Raw genomic sequence first — 22,459 nt, 5'->3', positions numbered from 1 at the left:
GTCCGAAGCTCAGGATTCTTAGAATTCGACCAACAGGTATAGGCCTCTTTCATTAATTTTGAGTCCTAAATTGGAGCTTATGGTCACAGAAGTTGCTGTATATCAGCCAAAACATAAAATACGCATCCTGACGGCAGCTTCCCTGTTTGACGGGCACGACGCAGCCATTAATATCATGCGTCGGATCATGCAGAGCAGTGGGGTAGAAATTATTCACCTGGGTCATAACCGATCTGCCCTGGAGATTGTAGATGCAGCGATTCAAGAAGACGTACAAGGCATTGCTATAACGTCCTATCAAGGTGGACACAACGAGTTTTTTAAATACATTTTTGACTTGTTAAAAGAGCGTAACTGCGGTCATATCAAGCTATTTGGTGGAGGAGGTGGCACCATTTTACCTTCTGAAATTGCGGATTTACATCATTACGGCATTAACCGGATTTACAGTCCGGATGATGGCCGTCACATGGGTTTACAGGGCATGATCAATGATTTAATATCTCAATGTGATTTTGCTACCGGCAGCTCTCTAAATGGGGAAGTCAAAGAAATTGCCAATCATGATTTCCGTGCCGTGGCTCGAATGATTTCTGCAGTAGAGAATTTTCCAGATCAAGCTGCCACGATTCTTAAAACCATGCATCAAGCAAATCCACATAAAAAAATACCTGTTTTAGGAATCACAGGAACTGGGGGAGCCGGGAAATCCAGTTTAGTTGACGAACTGGTCCGGCGATTTATCTTAGATTTTAGTGATAAGCGGATCGCAATTTTGTCAGTTGATCCCTCCAAACGAAAAACAGGCGGCGCACTCCTTGGGGATCGCATCCGAATGAATGCCATTCACCCTGAATTTCATGGAGGAAGGGTGTATATGCGCAGTCTGGCAACCCGTCAGAGTAATCTGGCACTATCTCCTTATATAAAAAATGCATTACTCATTTTAAAAGCTGCTGATTTTGATTTGATTTTGCTAGAGACTTCCGGTATTGGTCAAAGTGATACGGAAATTGTAGATTTTAGCGATGTTTCGATGTATGTCATGACTCCGGAATACGGGGCAGCCACCCAATTAGAAAAAATTGACATGCTGGATTTTGCCGACATTGTGGCTATCAATAAATTTGATAAACGCGGTGCTCAGGATGCCATTCGCGATGTGCGCAAGCAATTTCAACGCAATCACAAAGCATTTGATAAAGCAACCGATGCCATGCCGGTTTATGGCACAATTGCATCCCAGTTTAATGATCCTGGAACCAATCTCCTCTATCAAAAATTAATCGAGCTCATAAGTACTAAAACTCAGATATCGCTAAAGTCCAATCTAAATTTAGCTACAGGAGAATCAGAAAAAATATTCATCATTCCACCTGGAAGAACCCGCTACCTCAGTGAAATTTCAGACAACAATCGTCAATATGATGAATGGGTTAACCAACAAGCACAAATCGCACATGAATGGCAAGCGTTAAAAACCAGTGCCAGTCTTATTGAAGATAGCACCTTACAAAATGCCATTAAAAAATCTGAAGAACAAATTCAGTTAAAACTTGACGGTGAGTCAAGAATCATATTAGAAAATTGGGACGAATTAAAAAAGGCATATGCATCAGATGAATTCATTTATAAAGTTCGAAACAAAGCCATACATGTTCCTACCTATACAAAATCGCTTTCTCATACCCGAATTCCACGAGTTGTTTTACCAAAATACAAGGATTGGGGTGATATCTTAAAATGGAATTTACAGGAAAATGTACCGGGCACGTTTCCATATACTGCAGGCGTTTATCCATTTAAACGCCAAGAAGAAGATCCGACACGTATGTTTGCCGGTGAAGGAGGACCGGAACGCACCAATCGCAGATTTCATTATGTAAGTTTGGATATGCCGGCCAATCGCTTAAGTACAGCATTTGACTCCGTTACGCTATATGGAGAAGATCCGGATTATCGTCCGGATATTTATGGAAAAGTTGGAAACAGCGGGGTAAGTGTTTGCAGTTTGGATGACGCAAAAAAATTATACAGCGGTTTTGATTTGTGCAATCCAAAAACTTCAGTCAGCATGACAATCAATGGTCCTGCTGCAACCATTTGTGCATTTTTTATGAATGTAGCCATTGATCAACAATGTGAAAAATACATTCATGAACATAATCTGGTTTCAAAAGTAGAAGCTGCATTAAAAGCTAAATACGATGATCAAAACATCCCAAGGCCAAAATATCAAGGAGAATTGCCACCCGGAAATAATGGATTGGGATTATTGCTTTTGGGTATTACAGGCGATGAAATTCTGGAACCAGCAGTTTATGAAGAATTAAAAACCAAGGCTTTGCAATCTGTACGCGGAACCGTACAGGCCGATATTCTAAAAGAAGATCAAGCACAAAATACCTGCATCTTCAGTACAGAGTTCTCATTAAAATTAATGGGCGATGTTCAAGAGTATTTTATCACACGGGGCGTTCGAAATTTTTATTCGGTTTCCATTAGCGGATATCACATTGCTGAAGCCGGAGCCAATCCAATTTCACAATTAGCATTTACCCTTTCAAATGGATTTACATTTGTGGAATACTATTTATCAAGAGGAATGCACATTGATGATTTTGCACCCAATCTTTCATTCTTCTTTTCAAACGGAGTTGATCCGGAATATGCAGTGATTGGTCGAGTTGCCCGACGCATATGGGCAAAGGCTATGAAGATCAAATACAAAGCAAACGAACGAAGTCAAATGTTAAAATATCACATCCAAACTTCCGGTCGTTCATTGCATGCTCAGGAAATTTCTTTTAATGATATTCGGACGACCTTGCAAGCATTGTATGCAATTTACGACAACTGCAATTCCTTACATACCAATGCCTATGATGAAGCCATAACAACTCCTACAGAAGAATCTGTAAGACGCGCCATGGCCATTCAATTAATTATCAATAATGAATTGGGTTTGGCAAAAAACGAAAATCCATTACAAGGTTCCTTTATTATTGAGGAACTAACAGACTTGGTAGAAGAAGCGGTTCTTTCTGAATTTGATAAAATAAGCGAACGAGGAGGCGTATTGGGTGCTATGGAAACGATGTACCAGCGTAGTAAAATACAAGAAGAAAGTCTTTATTATGAAACGCTCAAACATACGGGCGAATATCCCATCATAGGAGTCAATACCTTTTTATCCAAAGATGGTTCTCCAACCGTTTTACCAAGAGAAGTGATTCGGGCAACTGAAGATGAAAAAAATGATCAGATTCATTCGCTGGAAAACTTGAAAGATGCGCATAAAGAATCCGGTGTAATGAGAATTAAAAACTTACAATTGGCAGCATTACACAATAAAAATATGTTTGCCGAATTGATGGAAGCCGTAAAATCATGCTCTCTGGGACAAATTACCACCGCACTGTATGCCGTTGGAGGTAAATACCGGAGAAATATGTAATTTCAAAATTGAATTTTGAAATTTAAATATCCTAAAGCAATCCTGTAGGGATCACTAAAAAATTAATATTTTAAGGAAAAAATAACTCAATGTCTACGAATACTTTCGTAGGTTTGCAGTGCATTTGTTTTGCTTCTGAATTAGAAGCACTATTTTTTCATATTAAATTATAATATCATGATACGCGTCATGCTTATGGCTTGGCTTTGGCTTTGCCTTGACTCTTATGAATCCACTGCGAAACCTTTGTATACCATTATTGGAAAAATTACCGGAATCGATAAACAGTCTATTCCATATGCATGGGTCGGATTATATGCTGTAAAAGACAGTAGTTTGATAAAGGTAACAGCCTGTGATGAACAAGGAGTCTTTAATCTGGAATTTGAAACCTTAAATCCCGAAGCATATTATATCAAAGTATCTATGACCTTTTATGAAAATTATTATTCCAACGCCTTTTCCTTTATCAATTCAACTGAACCCATTGACTTAGGATCAATACAAATGTATGAACGAAATCAATCCATGAACGAAATTACAGTGACAGCAAGCAAACCCTTTATAGAACGCAAATCAGATCGCTATGTCATGAATGTTGAAAGCAGCATCACGGCTGCAGGAAGCAGTGCGTTTGAATTATTGGAAAAAGCACCGGGTGTGACCCTCAATTATTTGGATGCTCTTTCTATGAAAGGAAAATCCGGTGTTCAGGTATTGATCGATGGAAAACCAATTGTATTGTCTGGTAGCGAACTTGCCAATTATTTAAAAGCACTCCCTTCAAATATGCTGGATCGAATTGAAATCATTAGCAATCCTCCTGCGAAATATGAAGCTGCCGGCAATGCAGGTATTATTGATATTCGCTTAAAAAAGAATCAGGCTTTTGGAACCAATGGATCTGTTAATGCAAATTATGGGCAAGGTGTTTACTCAAAATCTGGAATTGGATTAAATCTCAACCATCGAAACAAACGATTCAATTGGTTTGGAAATTCGAATTACAGTTATCGAAAAGGATTAAATAAACTCATATTGTATCGTGAATTCTTTGAAAACGGACAGCGGACTGGTGCGTATGATCAATATAATTACCTCGTCTTTCCATTTCACTTTGCTTCGCTTCGAATGGGAACAGATTATACATTGCCCAACAACAAAACGACTCTTGGTTTTATCATAAACAGTTCATTAAATCGTTTCAAACCACATGGACAAAACAATTCCATTGTTGAAAATGAACAATCTTTACCAGAATCCAGCTTTTCGACCAGCAACCAAAGTAAAGATGTTTGGCCATCTTATTCATTTAATATCAATGGAAAACATGTTATGGATAGTTCCGGAATGGAATTGAGTTTTGATTTAGATTATGCACAATTTAAAAACACCACCGAACAAAATTTTCTAACCAAATATTTTGATTTAAATCAACACGTTTTGAAGCCTGACTATTACCTATATGGTGATTTGAAAGGTAATTTAGATATTAAATCCATAAAAATTGATTTGAGTAAAAAAATTTCCAACAACAGGCAATTCGAAAGTGGACTGAAATCAAGTGTCGTTTCTGCAGACAACAACCTGGCTTTCTTTGACAAAAGCAATGCTCAACCCGTTTATGACAGCAGTAAAAGCAATCACTTTTTATATAAAGAACAAATTCATGCGGCATATTTGAATTATAAACAAGACTGGACCCACTTGAGTTTGCAAGCTGGATTACGCAGCGAATTCACCAAAGCAAATGGAAATCAACTTGTCAATAATTTTACTTTCGAAAAAAATTATGTCAATTTATTTCCTTCGGTTTTCCTAAATTATAAGTTCACACCCAATTATGACATGGGTATCAATTTAAGCCGGAGACTGGATCGGCCGAATTATCAACAATTAAATCCATTTAAATTCTTCCTGGATCCCAGTACCTATCGGGAAGGAAATCCATTCCTCAATCCTCAATACAGTTGGATTTTTGAATGGAATCACACCCTCAATAAAAATTACGCTTTCTCAATTTCCTATACACAAACGCTTGATAACATTACAGAAGTTATCGGACCTGTGGAAGGCTTGGATCGTGTTACAGTCCAAACTCATGAAAATCTGACACAATTTGAAAACCTTTCTGTTAGCGCAAATGGTACGATTGACATTTTAAAGAATTGGAGCAGTGTGATCAATGTGAGCAGCTGGATAGGAAAGTATACTGGAACCTTTGCAAATACCCTTCTTCAAGACGGAAATTTAGTAGTGAATCTCAGTTGCAACAATACGATCAAACTTTCAAAAAACTGGAATTCTGAAATAAATTTTAGTTATCAGTCGCCTGAAGTTTATGGTTTTATGAAAGTATATTCAATGTGGGGATTGTCTGTTGGCATCCAAAAGCAGTTTCTTAATAAAAAACTCAATGCTAAATTATCTGTTAGTGATCTGTTTTGGACTAATTTACCGGAAGCCGATATTAATTACAGAGATTATTATGAGCACTTTGATGTTAAAAGAGAAACGCGTGTGGCTTCCCTTTCTTTATCCTATCGTTTTGGTAGTTTAAAACTCGGAAACGCACCCCGCAAAGCTGGCGGTGTAGAAGAAGAAAAAAGAAGGGCAAGTAATGGACAAGGATAATTTGTGGAAAATAAATTCTTAAAATAAAATTGAATGCTAAATTAATTGTTGGCAAAAAAATCACTTAACTTGTTTTAATACTTTCGCTAAATCAGTTTAGCATATAGCTGATTACAAAATTATTTTATTCGAATTAAATTACGCTTGGAGAGAAATTAAAATTTATTTCCGATTAAACCCATTATTTGACTTTCCGATTTGTTTTTCATTTTAAGTAATTTTTAAAACGCTATTAAAGCGATTTGCATTCTTACAAACACCTGAATTCATGTTGTATTTGGGTTGTTATAAACAAACTGTGGACCAAATTATTCGATGCCTAAAAAATTACCCCAATGATTATTTAAAATGCATTGCTTATCTTTAATTCTGTAAGTGAATCAGGAATGAAACAGAATAATTTAAGCTTAATGTGTTTTTTAACCATTGCGTTCGCATGGTTCTTTTCAATGAATCTATCAATAAGCCATGCACAGACTTATGGTCAAAAGGGAATGGTGGTGTCTTCTAATGTAATCGCCTCAGAAATTGGTATCGAAATATTAAAAAAAGGAGGCAATGCCGTAGACGCCAGCATAGCCACAGCCTTTGCATTGCAAGTTACACATCCAACAGCAGGAAATATTGGGGGTGGTGGTTTTTTGGTTTTCATGAATGCCGTAGGAATGGTTACTACCATTGACTTTCGTGAAAAAGCGCCTCTTACCGCAAGTCCAAACATGTTTTTAGACAACAAAGGCCAATTGATTCATGAAAGCAATCATGAAAGCATGTTGGCCGTTGGTGTGCCTGGAACCGTTGCCGGTTTGTATTTAGCACATCAAAAATATGGGACCCTTGCCTGGAAGGAGTTAGTACAACCTGCAGTGAATTTAGCTCAAAAGGGATTTATCATGCCCTGGGGTCTCTATTTAGATGCCCTTGAACTAATTGCTTCAGAACCATCAAATGATTATATGAAAAACTATTTTAACAATGCGCATGGAAAAATGACCCGACCAGGTGAAACCTGGAAGCAACCAGCTCTTGCAAAAACATTGGCATTGATTCGAGACAAGGGTCAGGATGGTTTTTACAAAGGATATGTTGCAGAAGAAATCGAACAATTCATGAAAAAAAATGGCGGCATAATAACAAAAAAAGATTTAGAAAAATACACTCCAATCGAACGGCCGCCAATCAAAGGAAGCTTTAAAAACTATGAAGTATATTCAATGGGTCCTCCCAGTTCAGGTGGAGTTGCACTTATAGAAATGTTGAACCTCATGGAGCTATCGAATTTCGACTCCATTCCCTTTAACTCAACGGCCTACGTTCACTTGATTGCTGAAGTAATGCGCCGGGCTTTTGCAGATCGTGCAGCTTATTTAGGGGATCCAGATTTTAATCCGGATATGCCCTTGGAAAAATTGTGCTCTAAAGAATTTGCTAAAAAGCGCTTTTCTTCAATCAATTCAAATAAAGCTTCTGTAAGTGATCCATCAAAATTTGGCCACCCCTATGATGGCTCCAATACGACTCATTTTTCAGTCGTTGACAAAGATGGCAATGCAGTTTCATTGACTTACACCTTAGAATACGCTTATGGATTGAGAAGGGGTTCCGAAAAATTAGGTTTTATATTCAACAATGAAATGGGCGATTTTAATGCCCTGCCTGGTGCAACAAACCAAAATGGTCAAATTGGATCCCCCGCAAATCTGATTGCTCCTGAAAAACGAATGCTATCGAGTATGACACCAACGATCGTCACAAAAAACGGTAAAGTGTATTTAATCATTGGTTCGCCGGGAGGAAGAACCATCATCAATACGGTCTTTCAAACTGTTTTAAATGTGCTTGCCTACAAGATGCCAATTGATCAAGCCATTGAAGCAATGAAAATTCATCATCAATGGTTGCCTGATCTCATTCTTTATGAAAAGAATCTGATGTCTCCCGATACAAAAACTGCATTGGAGGCTTTAGGACATAGACTTTTTCCAGTGGATAATTTGGGTTCACTCATGGGCATCTTATATGATGAAAAATTTAAAGTGTATGTTGGCGCCGCCGATTCCTCCAGTCCGGATGGTGGAGCAGTAGGATATTAAAAAAGTTTTGATAAATGTATTAGTTTAAATTTGTTAATTATATTTTAGACATTAGCATACCGCAAGAAATTAATAAATTCTATTCATGCAGTAACACATTCATTTCAAGCAATAAAACAAAAACATGAAGACCACGTATTTTGTATCAGGATTAATTATCGGAGGAATTCTTGTATTCCTGTTTATTAACTTAAAAAATGAACAGAAACCATCAGAAGCTCCGAAACAAGCTAAAACAGAAGATGCCTGGAATTGGCCAGACAGCTTGGATGCGTTGATTGCGGCTAAAGAATTTCATAAACTTATTTTCCAAACACCTGAATTTAGAATCCTGGAAGTAACTGTACCTCCAGGCCAATTAGATCCCATCCATACTCATAAAGGAAAAAGCATTGTTTGGGTTGTAAATAATTCGCCTCTTCTTTACAATACGTTTGGTTTGGATGACAACAATAAACTAAGTCTATTAAAACAAGATACGATTCGAATCAAACAGGAAGAATTAAATATTGGTTCCTGGGAAAAACCTGAACCACCTCATTCAGTGGAAAATATTGGAAAAGAACTTTTTAAATTATATAGATTGGAGTTTTATCCTAAAACAAATTAGAAGTAATTTTAAATTTGTTATATTTTGATTTTAAAAAATAATTTATCACATAAAAAATAGCATCTATGATAAGTTTCAATGAAAAACAAAAATTCACTCAATGGTGGTTTTGGGTATTAATAATTGGAATTACCGCTTTGTTTTTATATGGATTATATCAACAAATTATACTAAAAATACCATTTGGTGACAAACCGGTAAGCGATACTGTTTTATTATTGATTTCAATAATTCCAATATTAATTATTATACTGTTTTTGGTATCCACTCTTGAAACTGAAATCAACGAACTTGGAATATCCTATAAGTTTTTTCCTTTTCATCTAAATAAACAAACGATAACATGGGATTCAATAGACAAAGCCTACATTCGGAAATACAATCCAATCACAGAATATGGTGGCTGGGGGTTTCGATTGGGCTTATTTGGAAAAGGACGTGCATTAAACATGTCCGGAACTATGGGCTTGCAATTAGTTTTGAAAAATGGTACCAAGTTATTAATCGGAACTTTAAAATCAGACGAACTAGAACAAATTTTACAAAAATTGACGAAGAATAATATTATAAACAAGCCAGATTAATAATCAATTTGGATAGAAGAATGCTTTTTTAATTTAATTCAAAATAAGCCCAGCAACTAATCGCGACGCCCATAAAGCTCTCTTAATTATTAATTCTTATTTCTTCCCGCGAGTAAGTGGGATACGCTACGCTCCCATAATTCGTAATTCGTAATTCGTAATTCTTAATTAATTAATCTCCCTTTTTCGCTTTCTCATAATCCGGTTGGATTAAACTATTCTTTATAGCATCATCAAATTTTGTTTTACCAAAAGAAGCTTTGTATGCATTCCAGTTCATGCTGTCAAAATGCAACATCCCATTCCGGTATTGCCAGGATTGAAATTGAGAAAATAAAATCAATAATATAACGAAACTGAGAATTGGTATTTTAATTTTTGAAGACTTGTTTAAAATGAAACCCATTGCTGCTGCAAATGGAATGGCCAAAAAAGCATATAAGTCAATCATACCTCGGTTGCCAAATCCAACATACCACCAACACCACCATGAAAATACAATGTAACTATAGACTATAAAAAATCCAAGTATAGTCCATTTTAAACTATGTTGTGTGCGAACCAAATGATACATTCCATAAATAGCAAAAATAAAAATTGGGGTATAAATCAACCAGCCATTCCGGAAACTAAACATCCCTAATAAAATATGCGGGTCCAGAAAAAAGAAACGCTCGTCTTGGTAAGAGTAATAAAATAAACTCCCTGTAACAGCCTTCCAATACATAAGTTGTGGCAACCAAATCAATGCAATTATCAAACAAATGCCAAGAAAATGTTTGTATTGATTTATAAAAAGTAATGCATTTTTTTGTAAATCTTTAATAGAATGCACACCATATAGTAAAGGAAACAAGGCAAAAGATAAATTGATAGGCCGAATTAAACTCATTATTCCCAAACTGATTCCAATCAGGATTGCATAGTTCCATTTGGGCAATTCAAACCATTTGCAAACCGAATATAAAAAAATGGCAGACAAGGAAAAACTATAGGCATGACTCATGGCTGCTTCCGAACTGGCGTAATAAAATAAATTAGTTCCCAAACTGATAGCAAGAATACTAACAGCCACAGCCCATTCAGAAAACCAACGCAATAATAATTTTCGTAAAAAAACTAAGCCAATGATCAGATAAAATAAACAAGACAGATGGATGTATTTGTGATAATACCAACTAAAACCATTTGGGTTTGAATGTGCAGCTTGAGATTTTAAATGAGCGACAAAGAAAAAAGGAGCATACATTATGGACATGCCCATTGTATATTTATTTACCAAATTCCCATTTGGTGCTGGAACTGGCCAAAACATATGCTGCTCTGCGTACTTGGCATCTGTTTTAACAAAATCCATATAAAAATCATGATAAATAAAGCTTGCAGGCAAATAATCGTAATAACCAATAACATCCCAATCGATTGTGCCAAAATTTTTCCATTTTTTAATATTGAAATTGGCAAAACTTAAAATTGCGATGCTCAATATCAGGCTAAGCAGTGAAATAGATTTCAAATTCGTCATTGGAATCAAAAATAGTGTAAAAGCTGAATTCCAACGAACAATCTCTTTTAAGGTCTTTTTATGAAAGCAACTAAGCCTACACCAAAACTATTGGCCACCACATCAAAAACATCAAAATGTCTTCCTAATTGCATAATTTCCTGAAAGTATTCTAGTGCAATGCCCATTAAAATTAGAGCGATGTAAATAAATGAAATCCTGGATGGGTCGGCTTGTTCTAGTTTATATTTTTTAAAACACCAGGCAGTAGCTCCATAAAATAAAATATGCCCAATTTTGTCTACTTGAATGTGATCCCACCAATTGAGCGTTGGCAGATCATTTCCAGGCAATAAGGATAAAATTATAATGGCTCCTACAAGCGACCAGGCCAAAATAAAATAATACTTTGGCTTCCTGGAAAACATGGACTGATTAAATTACTTACCGATTAGGCTGCGGTAGGATGCCGCATCCAGCAATTGATCCAATTCTTCTGTATTGCTGAGTTCAATTTTAATAATCCAGCCTTTACCATATGGATCAGAATTAATCAAAGTCGGATCATTTCCATCTTTTTCATCAAGTTCCGGGTTAAATTCAATGACTTTACCGGATACTGGCATAAATAGGTCAGAGGTTGTTTTTACTGCTTCCACAGTTCCGAATATATCGTCCTTTGAAACTTCATCGCCGACAGATTCTACTTCAACATAAACAATATCACCCAATTCGGATTGAGCAAATTCAGTAATTCCAATGGTAGCTTGATTGCCTTCGAGCAATAGCCACTCGTGTTCTTTGGTATATTTCAGATTGTCTGGAAAATTCATAAAACGAAGATCGGATTAATTATTTGAATTTGATAAAAAGCCTTTAATTTCTTCAGTGGTCATTGATTTTGGTCGCTCTAAGGGTAGATTTAATGCGCGATCCCAACACAATTGGGCCAATACACCTAAAGCTCTTGAAACTCCAAACATGACTGTATAAAAATTATGTTCTTTCACTCCATAATGCTCCAGCAAGGCTCCAGAATGTGCGTCTACATTGGGCCAGGGGTTTTTTACTTTACCTAAACTTTCCAAAATCGGTGGAACTTCTTCAAATACGTGCCAAACGATTTGGACCATTGGATCATCTGCACAATGCCTTTCTGCAAAATCCTTCTGAGCCAAAAACCGAGGATCCGGTTTTCGCAATACCGCATGTCCATACCCAGGTACAACAACGCCATGAGAAAGCGTTGTTTTCACATATTCTGCGATTTGTTCTTTAGTTGGTGTGGGTGTACCAAGATCCCGGATCATATCATAAATCCAGTCCATCACTTCCTGGTTTGCCAATCCATGTAAGGGTCCGGCAAGTGCATTCATCCCTGCAGCTAATGACAAATAGGCATCACTGAGTGTAGAACCAACCAGATGCACCGTATGGGCGGAGGCATTTCCCCCTTCATGGTCTGCATGGATGGTCATATACAAACGCATCAAATCTTTAAATGCTGGTTCATCTTTACCTAACATATGGGCAAAATTGGCACTCCAATCTAACCCAGGATCTGCTTCAATGTGTTGATTGTTGTAAAAAGACTTGCGATAAATAAAGGCTGCTACCAGGGGCAATTTAGCGATGAGATTCATACAATCTTCATACATAATTTCCCAATAACTGGCCTTGGTCATCCCATTTTCATACTCTTGGGCAAATACACTTTCGGATTGCATAGCCATAATTGCAATGCTAAACTGGGTCATTGGATGTGTTTTTTGGACATCCAGATGGTCTAAAAGATCTTTTACCGTTTCACTAAGTATGGCCCGTCGCTGCCATTCCTGGCTTAGCCACTTGACATCATCTTCAGTGGGCAAAATTCCAGTCAACATTAACCAGAAAAGGCCCTCCGGAAGGGGTTCCGTTGCTCCATTTATTTTAGGAAGCAGTTCGCGAAGTTCAGGTATTGAATAACCCCGAAACCGAATGCCTTCAGTAGAATCCAAAGAAGAGGTCTCCCAAATCATACTTTGGATACCACGCATACCCCCGTAAACCTGCTCTATTTGTACATTGTCGATAATTCTTGTACCGTGTGACTTTACAAGGGTTTTAATTTCTTCTACTGAAGAAATTAATTGGGATTTAAATAATGTTTTAAGGCGATCCATCCTACTTACTGTAACTATTCCTGTCGAAAAACAAAGCGCAAAAGTATAATGTTTTTGAATTACGAAAAGAAAAAGATTTTTTTTGTGAAATAGCCCAATTTTAACCGGTTGGATGGAATCTTCCTGATTTTCTAAAATTAATACAAGCTGCTTAGCTTTGCAGGATGTTGATGATCGATAACATCCTGATCAGTGACGAAGTCCTGGAAAATCAATTTATCTGTGCCTTGGATAAATGCAAGGGCGCTTGCTGTTATGAAGGGGATTTTGGAGCTCCACTAACACTGGCAGAAAAAACGATTCTGGAAAACTGCTACGAGGACTTTAAGCCTTTTTTGAACACCGATTCTCAAAATCAGATTGAAAAAGTAGGACTTTATAGCTATTATCGAGAAAATAAATCCTGGGGTACCAGCCTCATGGAGGATGGCGCTTGCGTTTTTATGAATAAGGATGAACATGGAATTGCTGTTTGTGGTATAGAACAAGCACATAAAGCAGGCGCTTGTGAATTTCAAAAACCCATTTCCTGTCATTTATATCCCATTCGGATCAAAGAAAATAAATCCCAGGGGTTTATTGCGATCAACTACGATGAATGGGATATCTGTAAAGCAGGATGTAAACTCGGCCAGGAACATAAAATGCCTCTTTTCCGGTTTGTAAAAGCTGCACTTATCCGCCGATTTGGAGAGGCTTTTTACAATCAACTCGATGCGGCTTACGAAGCTTTGAAAAAATAATAAATCTTGCCATACTTCGATTTTAATAGGCTGCAATGATTGCCGGAGCTTAATATGTATTAGCTTTTTGTACCTAAAATACTTATTTGACGAGGGCAAACGATTTGCTTTGATTTAAAATTAAAAACCTCGCATTGTTTATTAGGTTTATCATTTAGGATTGGTTCCCGTTTGCCTAAAAGTTGCAGGCTTCCTTAATATGATCACACACCCTATTAATTTCATTTAGCTCAATGACCAGGGGAGGTGCGATTCTCAAAGCAGTCGGACAAAACAAAAAACTTTCTGCAAGTATTTTGAGATCAAATAATTTTTGAATCGCCTTCATAAGTTTGCTGGTTGATCCGAGTTCAAATGCAAGCAACAAGCCAATACCACGCAGTTCATTCGACGCTTGAGCATTTAATGCTTGCCTGAAAAGTTGCTCTTTTTCATTGACAGAATCCAGAATATTATGTTGCAATAAATAGTTTAATCCGGCCAATCCAGCTGCACAACAAACCGGATGTCCTCCAAAAGTAGTGATGTATCCCAGAGGTATTTTTTTGGAAAAATGTTGGATCAACTTTTGATTACAAATCAAAGCGGAAAGTGGCATTCCTGCACCCAATGCCTTTCCACATAACAACATATCCGGAATAAATTCATATGCCTGAAATGCAAAAAGAGTTCCTGTTCGACCCATTCCGGTTTGAATTTCATCTACCGCCAGTAAACAATGTTGATCATCACAGGTTTTTCGGAGTTTTTTCCAATAGTCCGGAGTTGCCATCTTGACACCGGCTTCTGATTGAATTACTTCTGTAATAACTAGTGCAGTTTGACTGGTAATTTGCTCAAGATCTGCTTCTTCATTGAATCGTATAAATCGAATAGCAGGAATTAGAGGCAGAAATCCCATTTTGTGATTTGCATCACTACGCAACGACTCTGCACCGAGTGTACTTCCATGATATGCCTGGCTGCAAACTATAATCTCAGTTCGTCCGGTTGCCAATCGTCCCAACTTAATTGCTGCATCAACGCACTCACTTCCTGAATTTAAAAAATAACATGCGTTTAAAGGCCCTGGCAACAAAGAAATTAATAGCTCAGCAAATTGAATTTGTGGACTTTGAATATGTTCTCCATAAACATTGGTATGCAAATACGCATGTGATTGCTTATGAATGGCGTCAATAACTGGAGTAACTCCATGTCCAATATTATTGACCCCAAAACCAGAAAGTAAATCCAGAAACTTATCTCCTGATTTGGTCTCTAAATAACACCCGTTTGCTGAAGACACCTCAAACTGTTGTGAAATATCACTGGTTTGAGCAATGCGTTCTAAAAATTGGTGGCGTATATACATACTGTCAGTTGACCCTGTAAATGTATGCAACCTTGACTATTCGGAAATTTAAAAATAGAAGACTTAAGCACAAGTAATCAACACGAAGTTGCTGCTTAAACCCCAGTTTAATGTTGAACTTATCGAAGCGAGGTTTAAACTCCTCAAAATTTTAAATTAAATTTTTCCTAATTTCTCCAACAATTCCCCTGCAACTAAATTTATTAAGATATTTGTGTTCTAATTCAAAGAATTTATGTTAAAAACACTTAAGATCACCTTCCTTTTTGCCTTGATTGGATTAAGTCAGGGATTTTGTCAAACAGAAGGAACCGGTTTAAAGGGAATCAACTTTTTTCACGGGACCTTTGCAGAAGCCTTGGAAAAAGCTGGAAAAGAGGATAAGTTAATCTTTATGGATGCTTTTACAACCTGGTGTGGCCCCTGCCGCAGAATGGCTTCAACTGTCTTTGTAGATGAAGCGGTGGGTAATTATTACAATGCCAATTTTATCAATGTCAAAATGGACATGGAAAAAGGCGAAGGTCCGGAATTAAGCAAGCGCTATTCGGTTCGTTCCTATCCTACCTTGCTTTATATAAATTCTGAAGGAAAAATCGTACACAACAGCAGCGGTGCACGTCCAGCGGAGTCATTTATCGAATTAGGACAAGACGCCATTAAAAAATTTGATAAATCTGGAAATTGGGCCAAATTGTATGATGAAGGGAAACGAGATCCTGCTACCGTTCTGGCTTATATAAAATCACTGAATCAGGTTGGAAAGCCTTCTTTGCGAATTGCCAATGAATATTTATCCAGTCAAAAAGATTTAACGACTCCGGAAAACCTCGAAATCATTTTAGAATCAGCCACTGAAGCAGATTCCAGGATTTTTGATTATCTTGTAAAATACAAAGAGCCTATTTCAAAATTAAAATCGAAAACTGTTTACGAAAATAAAATTTGGATGGCTTGTACCAAGACCATTAAAAAAGCCATGGAATATCGAAATGAAAGCTTACTGAATGAAGCACAGGAAAAAGCTAAAAACATACCAGATCGATACGACGAATTTAAAAGCACCACCGACATGGATTACTATGGTGCTACCGGTGATGCAGACAAATTTTTAGTTGCTGCAAAACTTTACAGCAATAAGGTTGCTAAAAACGATGCAGCAAAAAATAAAATACTTTCACAACTGTGTTTGAAAAATTTTAAAGACAATAAAAAGATCATGGATTTTGCTGAGAAATCTGCAAAAAAAGCTCTTGATCTGCTTGAACAACAAGACCACTATATTAATTACGGTCGCATCTTGTTTTACAATAACAAAAAAGAAGAGGCGATATCTGTTGTAAAGAAGGGTCTTGAAGTTGCCAAACAAAAAGCTGAACCTACTCAAATGCTGGAAGCCATGCTCCGTGATTGGGGTGTGACAATTTAAGTTGATTCGTGTAAAACGCTATCTAGTTTTACTATATTGACAATACTAGGTTCTTCTAAATATAATTAAATCCGTTTTTGGTGGTTCAATACCACATTCCCGAAGGCTGCGTGCTATTTGACCCCGATGATAGGCGTAATGATGACTTACATGTGAAAGGATATCGATAATTTTACTTGAAAAGGATTCGCCCAGTTGATTTTTATAATCAAGTTCATCTTGCAAATCAAATTGATTCAAAATTTGAGCAGTCTCTTCTTTGTTTTGAATCATCAACTGTTCTAATTGGATTTTACTCAAAGGCTCCCAGAATTCATGGTCATATGCTAAATCTAACATGCGGTGATTCCACACATGATGAGCCATGATGGAATGTCGAAACATTTTGAAAGCATATTCATCAATAGGCTTGTTTTCTGAATACAACACATCCAGAAAAAGCTCATTGGCCCGAACGTGGTAATCAAAGAGTGAGCGAAAATAGTCTTTCATAATTAATAAACTGCTGTTAATAATTTAAATTGAACTTGATACTGTATGGGTTAAATTATAACAATAAAACCAACAATTTACAATACTAATCAAACACTCCGGTTTCAATAAGCTGCATATATTCTTTCATTTACTTATTTTAGAGAACCGAAATTCAAATATAAAGCTAAATAATATCTGAAAAGAAATTACAATTTAAAAATAATCGAATGTTATAAAACAAACGATTAAGGAGATCTCTAAAAATGCCTTAGACGAGGCTTTCAATTTTTTAAACTCCGAGTTTACTTCTGTAAATGAGAAGTTTAAAAAATTGTTTAACGAAGTATAAGGGATTTTTAGAGATCTCCTTAAATCTCAAATTTAATTCCCTGAGCTAAAGGAACCTGAGTAGAATAATTGATGGTGTTGGTTTGGCGTCTCATATACGCTTTCCAGGCATCAGAACCGCTTTCGCGGCCACCGCCTGTTTCTTTTTCTCCTCCAAAAGCACCGCCGATTTCAGCACCACTGGTTCCTATGTTTACGTTTGCTATGCCACAATCCGAACCTGAACAGGATAAAAAGAATTCTGCTTCCTGTAAATCTTTGGTCATTATGGAAGATGATAATCCCTGAGGTACTTCATTTTGAATTGCAATTGCCTCTTCGAGTGTTTTGAATTTGATCAAATATAAAATGGGTGCAAAGGTCTCGTGATGTACAATAATAGCTTCGTGGTTAATTTCTGCTACACAGGGTTTGACATAACAACCACTTGAATACGATTCACCTTCCAACACACCACCTGCTACCAAAAAGCTACCACCTTGCTTGCTAATTTGATCTAAAGCCGCTAAATAATTAACTACCGCATCCCGATCAATCAAAGGGCCTACATGATTGTTTGGATCTAATGGATCGCCAATACGAAGTTGTTGATACGCATTTGAAAGTTTTTGTTTTAAAACGTCATAAATGCTTTCATGAATTAGCAATCTTCGGGTTGTTGTACATCGCTGTCCGGATGTGCCCACCGCTCCAAATAACACAGATGTTAATACTACATTCATATCTGCACTTGGACAAACAATGATTGCATTGTTGCCTCCCAATTCTAAAATAGATTTTCCAAAACGTTTGGCAACTTCAGCACCTACCGCTCTTCCCATTCGTGTAGAACCTGTAGCGGATATCAAAGGAATGCGTGGATCTGCACTCAACCATTGTCCGACGGTATAATCACCGTTGACAATGTTTGAAATCCCATTTGGCAACTGGTGTTTGTCAAATACTTTTTGTGCAATCTGTTGACAAGCGATACTACAGAGGGGTGTTTTCTCAGAAGCTTTCCAAATCACTACATTGCCGCATACCCAGGCTAATGCAGCATTCCAGGACCAAACAGCAACCGGAAAATTAAATGCTGAAATGACTCCAACAACACCCAAAGGATGCCATTGCTCATACATTCGGTGCAGCGGCCTTTCTGAATGCATTGTTAAACCATAAAGTTGACGAGACAAGCCTGCAGCAAAAATGCAGATATCTATCATTTCCTGAACTTCACCGAGTCCTTCTTGTAGACTTTTTCCCATTTCATAAGAAACCAACTTGCCCAATGCCGTTTTATGCTTAGCCAATTCATCACCGATTTCTTTAACAAGTTCTCCCCGTTTTGGGGCAGGAACGGATCGCCATATTAAAAATGCTTCTTGAGCTTGCTGCATGATGGCTTCATAATCAGAAGCACTGCTTATTCCAACAGTTCCGATTTGTTTGCCGTTGACCGGTGAATTGGAAATTAGATATGATTCTGGAGTATATGAAATACTTCCACACCAACTTCCCGGATTTGCTTCGCGGAGTTGGAGTTCTTGAAGAAATGATAAATCCATGCTTACTGAATTAGAACCTTGTAAATTTCAGGTTTCTTGTTTTGTTGTTCAATGCTTAGGTAATACAAACCAGGAACACAGGCATTTGTTTTGATTTCCAATAAGTCTTTGTTTAACACATACTGGATAACTTGTTTTTTTCCTGCTAATGAAACCAATTCGATTTTCGCATCACTGCTTAAGGTTTCTTTGTTATTCCATTGAACATGAATCTGATCATGTGCCGGTATTGGAAAAACCTGTGAATGCCATTCGCTGGCATCATTTAAGTTACGGGTTGTGAGATCTGTGAATACTTCGATTTCATCAACATAATATCCATCCAGGTTTTGATCATTTATACCGGTGGAAATATAAAATTGGAGATAAATTTCTTTTCCAATATAATCTTTCAAATCGATCCATTCAGAAACCCAGTTGCTTTGTTTGCCACAATAAACCGGTTCACCCAGATCTTGAAACTGACTGCCTGATTTAGTATACCGACCACACAAAGGGATAAAATGATTGGCATCTTCTGAAACGCGCACTTGTGCATAATCCACATCATCTGCCATTTCCCAGTGTGCATTAAATCTCAAATAAGCCACTTTGGCCGTTGTTAAATCGATTGCATTGGTATTTTGAATCAATTTTTGAGAATTGGGATCCATAGGTTTTAATGGTGAATCCGTTAATGAGTTTGGTGGTGTGAAATAACTTTCTTCTGTAAGATTCCACCGTGTATTCAAATTCCCAAACCAATTCTGATCTGTATTAAACCGCTCATGAAAATAGCTTCCAGCAACATACGATTTTTTAACCACGGATGACTCTGTATAAAATCCTGTAGTCAAAACAGCAGTAAATTGAATGCTGTCTCCCTTTATTGGATTTCCATTTACCAGATAAGGAATCGAAATTTGGCGTATTTCACCAGGTTTTAAGTTTATGGAAATATCATTGTCCAAAAATTGCACTCCTGCAAAATCTGCATCGAGATGAATCTCAATGGGTGCATTTAAAATACCGGTGCGTTGGATATTGTAATTAAGATAATTGGTGTCTCGATTGATGGCTATTGCAGATTGCTCTTGAATTTTTGCACACTCCCCAGCATTCCAGGCAGCTGCAAAATTCATATATTGGGTAGATTGATTGAGTGGTAAAATGTCTTTACGCTCAGGCCAGAAACTACCACCCACTTCTGGAGTAAATGCAAAGGTCTTGTGTTTGAATACTTGTTCACCATACATCCAATCATCGGCAACTCCATTCACTTCATAATCCAGTGTTTGTTTTGAAGTACCGATCCTGAAATTGTTATAACGGGTCATATCCTGCGCCATTGCTAAATAATGGGTAGAATCTGCTGTAGGCTTATCAAGATAACCCCATGGAATAATCAACAAATCACCAAAACTATGGTAATTCATAGCTATTGAGAACGGTCTGTTTTCACAAAAATCACGCATGGCTCCTGTTTCTGCTTCAGAAAAAGGTCTCACGCCACGATAAACATCTGAACTACCCAATGGACTGGATCCGTCATCATTAAATCCCCATCCGGTTTCATAATTACGGTTTAAATCGGTGCCTATACCATCTGCATTTGGATTCCGGTTTTTTCTCCAATAGCCTCCTCCATTTGGATTGGTCAGGCTATTGTAGCTGTAGCCATCTGGATTTACACAGGGTATAAAAAAGAGCTCCCGGTTATTGATTAGTTGGGTTATTTCTGCCTTCTTGCCATAATTTTCAAGTAAAGTCCACATAAAATACATCATTTGTGTCATGCTTATGGGTTCTCTGGCATGATGCAAGGCTGTATATAATACTTCTGGCTCATTTTCATCCTGATTCGGATTGTCAGATATTTTGACATAATAAATCGGATTACCATTTTTTGTTCGATACGAACCAATCGCTTTTTTAACTGTAATCAGGTTTGGAAACAAATCATTCATGATTTCCAAACTCTCATAGATTTCTTCCAGGGTCAAATAACCATTCATCGAACCGTATTGGTAATTGCTCGGTAAAGGATACTCGGGTTGACTTAATGTTATCGGGTTGCAATCTGTAGGGCCCGAACGGCTTTCCAGATCCTTTTTTGGGCTTATTTCAATTTTAAAGCCTGCTTTTTGGATGATAGCTAATTCCTCCAAGGTAAAATCACCATCAAAGGATTGACCTGGGTGCAGATGCCCGTGATCAAAAGCGATACCGGTTTTTATTAAATCTTTGATACTTTTATCCTGCAATAAAATACGAGCAGACTGCCAGTGTGTCTGGCTTTGTATTGAAATAATAAAAAAACTGAATATGAATACAGGGACTAACCAAAAACGCATACTTTCTTACTTTGCGACCCGCAAATCTAAAAAAATTAATGGAAAATTGATTGAAATTGCAATCATATTATAAAAATAGTTTATATGAAGCTGGCTGCGATGAAGCCGGACGAGGTCCATTAGCCGGTCCGGTGTATGCAGCGGCCGTAATGCTGCACCCGGATCGGCCCATTATTGGTTTAAATGACAGTAAAAAATTAAATGAAAATCAACGCGCTAGCCTCCGTCTTGAAATCGAACAATATGCAATGGCCTGGGCTGTAGAAAGCATCGATGTGGAAACAATAGACCGAATTAATATTCTTCAGGCAAGTTTAGCTGCCATGAGAAATTGTATCAGCCGATTGAAAACCAAGCCTTCCCTCATTTTGGTAGATGGCAATAAAAAAATCCCCTACCTTTCAATTGAACAATATTGCATTGTAAAAGGAGACGGTTTGTATGAAAGCATTGCTGCAGCGTCCATTTTAGCAAAATGCTATCGGGATGAATATATGTTGAAAATCCATGAAGTGTTTCCACAATATGGCTGGAATGAAAACAAAGGATATCCTACAGAAAAGCACCGGCAAGCAACTTTAAAATATGGAATATCGATTTACCATCGGAAAAGTTTCAAATTCAAATCACCTCAAGCTACCTTGTTCGAAGAATGATTTTTAACGGACCCCTCTTATTTGCATCTCCAGTAAAGGATCTGACTATAGCCCGCTATTTGGCAGCTGTAGAAGTAGATTTTATTGGGATCGACTTAGATGAAGCGGATCCAAAAAAACTAAATACACTTATCAAACAATTAAATGAATGGATAGAAGGACCCAAACTAATTGGCGTCAGTGCATTTCCATTACAACTACAACATTTGGATTTTGGATTGCATGGATTTTATGCTGATTCTGATTTATCCGGTTTTAATATGGAATGTCGAATGCATAGTCTGGAGTATTACAAAAATCAAAAGCCTGAACACTTTGATTTTATTCTTATTAATCAAATAGAACAAGCTATCCAAAATATTCCGTACTTGCTAAAAAGCTCTATCAAAAAAATTCCTGAATCCAATCCTTCTGTGGATGGCTATTACTTCGCTCCTGGAATTGAAGAAAAAACCGGTTTGTTTGATTTTGAAGAAATGGATACGTGGATTGAGCATGTAAAAGCTTTACATTGAAATTTGTGGGAAT

The 22,459-nt window shown here is 37.2% G+C and carries 17 protein-coding genes; 9 read left to right on the top strand and 8 right to left on the bottom strand.

Features of this window, described 5'->3' with window-relative positions:
* Nucleotides 1-79 precede the first annotated feature (79 nt).
* The 5 genes from IPK91_12055 to IPK91_12035 all read left to right on the top strand — a co-directional run bounded on the left by IPK91_12055 (nt 80) and on the right by IPK91_12035 (nt 9,378).
* Nucleotides 80-3,457 (top strand): methylmalonyl-CoA mutase family protein, encoded by a 3,378-nt coding sequence (locus IPK91_12055; protein MBK8297987.1) that lies wholly within the window; start codon nt 80-82, stop codon nt 3,455-3,457.
* Between the two features lie 177 nt (nt 3,458-3,634).
* Nucleotides 3,635-6,091: a TonB-dependent receptor gene (locus tag IPK91_12050; protein ID MBK8297986.1), complete on the top strand. Its 2,457-nt coding sequence runs from the start codon at nt 3,635-3,637 to the stop codon at nt 6,089-6,091.
* 410 nt (nt 6,092-6,501) lie between these two features.
* On the top strand, nt 6,502-8,184 hold the full coding sequence (gene ggt, locus IPK91_12045) for a gamma-glutamyltransferase (protein ID MBK8297985.1): 1,683 nt from the start codon (nt 6,502-6,504) through the stop codon (nt 8,182-8,184).
* A 124-nt stretch (nt 8,185-8,308) separates the two neighbouring features.
* Entirely contained in the window at nt 8,309-8,794 is a 486-nt protein-coding gene (locus IPK91_12040; protein ID MBK8297984.1) for a hypothetical protein, read from the top strand.
* Nucleotides 8,795-8,859: 65 nt separating this feature from the next.
* A complete protein-coding gene (locus IPK91_12035; protein ID MBK8297983.1) occupies nt 8,860-9,378 on the top strand; it encodes a hypothetical protein in 519 nt (172 codons plus the stop codon).
* Nucleotides 9,379-9,550: 172 nt separating this feature from the next.
* On the opposite strand, the gene IPK91_12030 is transcribed toward IPK91_12035, so the two are convergent.
* From IPK91_12030 to IPK91_12015, 4 genes are read right to left on the bottom strand one after another with little or no spacing between them, the layout of a single operon-like run.
* Entirely contained in the window at nt 9,551-10,894 is a 1,344-nt protein-coding gene (locus IPK91_12030) for a hypothetical protein (GenBank protein ID MBK8297982.1), read from the bottom strand.
* A gap of 56 nt (nt 10,895-10,950) precedes the next feature.
* Nucleotides 10,951-11,310, bottom strand: a complete 360-nt coding sequence (gene vanZ, locus IPK91_12025; protein ID MBK8297981.1) for a VanZ family protein — start codon at nt 11,308-11,310, stop codon at nt 10,951-10,953.
* A gap of 12 nt (nt 11,311-11,322) precedes the next feature.
* The gene (gcvH, locus tag IPK91_12020; protein ID MBK8297980.1) at nt 11,323-11,715 is read right to left on the bottom strand and encodes a glycine cleavage system protein GcvH; all 393 of its coding nucleotides are present in this window, start codon (nt 11,713-11,715) and stop codon (nt 11,323-11,325) included.
* A gap of 15 nt (nt 11,716-11,730) precedes the next feature.
* On the bottom strand, nt 11,731-13,047 hold the full coding sequence (locus tag IPK91_12015; GenBank protein ID MBK8297979.1) for a citrate (Si)-synthase: 1,317 nt from the start codon (nt 13,045-13,047) through the stop codon (nt 11,731-11,733).
* A gap of 164 nt (nt 13,048-13,211) precedes the next feature.
* Here IPK91_12015 and IPK91_12010 point away from each other — a divergent pair, with 164 nt between their 5' ends.
* Nucleotides 13,212-13,790, top strand: coding sequence for a DUF3109 family protein (locus IPK91_12010; protein MBK8297978.1), 579 nt, complete (start codon nt 13,212-13,214; stop codon nt 13,788-13,790).
* A gap of 175 nt (nt 13,791-13,965) precedes the next feature.
* Here the strand turns inward: IPK91_12010 and IPK91_12005 are convergent, their stop codons facing one another.
* The gene (locus tag IPK91_12005; GenBank protein MBK8297977.1) at nt 13,966-15,144 is read right to left on the bottom strand and encodes an aspartate aminotransferase family protein; all 1,179 of its coding nucleotides are present in this window, start codon (nt 15,142-15,144) and stop codon (nt 13,966-13,968) included.
* A 235-nt stretch (nt 15,145-15,379) separates the two neighbouring features.
* Here IPK91_12005 and IPK91_12000 point away from each other — a divergent pair, with 235 nt between their 5' ends.
* On the top strand, nt 15,380-16,573 hold the full coding sequence (locus IPK91_12000) for a thioredoxin family protein (protein MBK8297976.1): 1,194 nt from the start codon (nt 15,380-15,382) through the stop codon (nt 16,571-16,573).
* A 45-nt stretch (nt 16,574-16,618) separates the two neighbouring features.
* Here the strand turns inward: IPK91_12000 and IPK91_11995 are convergent, their stop codons facing one another.
* The 3 genes from IPK91_11995 to IPK91_11985 all read right to left on the bottom strand — a co-directional run bounded on the left by IPK91_11995 (nt 16,619) and on the right by IPK91_11985 (nt 21,275).
* On the bottom strand, nt 16,619-17,065 hold the full coding sequence (locus IPK91_11995) for a hypothetical protein (protein ID MBK8297975.1): 447 nt from the start codon (nt 17,063-17,065) through the stop codon (nt 16,619-16,621).
* Nucleotides 17,066-17,415: 350 nt separating this feature from the next.
* Nucleotides 17,416-18,942, bottom strand: coding sequence for an aldehyde dehydrogenase family protein (locus tag IPK91_11990; GenBank protein ID MBK8297974.1), 1,527 nt, complete (start codon nt 18,940-18,942; stop codon nt 17,416-17,418).
* 2 nt (nt 18,943-18,944) lie between these two features.
* On the bottom strand, nt 18,945-21,275 hold the full coding sequence (locus IPK91_11985; GenBank protein ID MBK8297973.1) for an immune inhibitor A: 2,331 nt from the start codon (nt 21,273-21,275) through the stop codon (nt 18,945-18,947).
* A 56-nt stretch (nt 21,276-21,331) separates the two neighbouring features.
* On the opposite strand from IPK91_11985, the gene IPK91_11980 reads away from it, so the two are divergent.
* Complete coding sequence (locus IPK91_11980; protein MBK8297972.1) at nt 21,332-21,931, top strand: ribonuclease HII; 600 nt, start codon at nt 21,332-21,334, stop codon at nt 21,929-21,931.
* Entirely contained in the window at nt 21,928-22,446 is a 519-nt protein-coding gene (locus IPK91_11975) for a hypothetical protein (GenBank protein ID MBK8297971.1), read from the top strand. Before IPK91_11980 ends, IPK91_11975 begins: the two co-directional genes overlap by 4 nt.
* Nucleotides 22,447-22,459 lie beyond the last annotated feature (13 nt).

It is taken from the genome of Saprospiraceae bacterium (assembly GCA_016712145.1).
Lineage (GTDB): Bacteria > Bacteroidota > Bacteroidia > Chitinophagales > Saprospiraceae > Vicinibacter.
Note: the sequence above shows the minus strand (reverse complement) of the source record. Positions and strands in the feature narration are given on the sequence as shown.

What these genes read in the sequence shown, in the direction of transcription:
- IPK91_12055 (MBK8297987.1), top strand. Translation starts at nt 80, where the DNA reads ATGGTCACAGAAGTTGCTGTATATCAGCCAAAACATAAAATACGCATC.
- IPK91_12050 (MBK8297986.1), top strand. Translation starts at nt 3,635, where the DNA reads ATGATACGCGTCATGCTTATGGCTTGGCTTTGGCTTTGCCTTGACTCT.
- ggt (MBK8297985.1), top strand. Translation starts at nt 6,502, where the DNA reads ATGTGTTTTTTAACCATTGCGTTCGCATGGTTCTTTTCAATGAATCTA.
- IPK91_12040 (MBK8297984.1), top strand. Translation starts at nt 8,309, where the DNA reads ATGAAGACCACGTATTTTGTATCAGGATTAATTATCGGAGGAATTCTT.
- IPK91_12035 (MBK8297983.1), top strand. Translation starts at nt 8,860, where the DNA reads ATGATAAGTTTCAATGAAAAACAAAAATTCACTCAATGGTGGTTTTGG.
- vanZ (MBK8297981.1), bottom strand. Translation starts at nt 11,310, where the DNA reads ATGTTTTCCAGGAAGCCAAAGTATTATTTTATTTTGGCCTGGTCGCTT.
- gcvH (MBK8297980.1), bottom strand. Translation starts at nt 11,715, where the DNA reads ATGAATTTTCCAGACAATCTGAAATATACCAAAGAACACGAGTGGCTA.
- IPK91_12015 (MBK8297979.1), bottom strand. Translation starts at nt 13,047, where the DNA reads ATGGATCGCCTTAAAACATTATTTAAATCCCAATTAATTTCTTCAGTA.
- IPK91_12010 (MBK8297978.1), top strand. Translation starts at nt 13,212, where the DNA reads ATGTTGATGATCGATAACATCCTGATCAGTGACGAAGTCCTGGAAAAT.
- IPK91_12005 (MBK8297977.1), bottom strand. Translation starts at nt 15,144, where the DNA reads ATGTATATACGCCACCAATTTTTAGAACGCATTGCTCAAACCAGTGAT.
- IPK91_12000 (MBK8297976.1), top strand. Translation starts at nt 15,380, where the DNA reads ATGTTAAAAACACTTAAGATCACCTTCCTTTTTGCCTTGATTGGATTA.
- IPK91_11995 (MBK8297975.1), bottom strand. Translation starts at nt 17,065, where the DNA reads ATGAAAGACTATTTTCGCTCACTCTTTGATTACCACGTTCGGGCCAAT.
- IPK91_11990 (MBK8297974.1), bottom strand. Translation starts at nt 18,942, where the DNA reads ATGGATTTATCATTTCTTCAAGAACTCCAACTCCGCGAAGCAAATCCG.
- IPK91_11985 (MBK8297973.1), bottom strand. Translation starts at nt 21,275, where the DNA reads ATGCGTTTTTGGTTAGTCCCTGTATTCATATTCAGTTTTTTTATTATT.
- IPK91_11975 (MBK8297971.1), top strand. Translation starts at nt 21,928, where the DNA reads ATGATTTTTAACGGACCCCTCTTATTTGCATCTCCAGTAAAGGATCTG.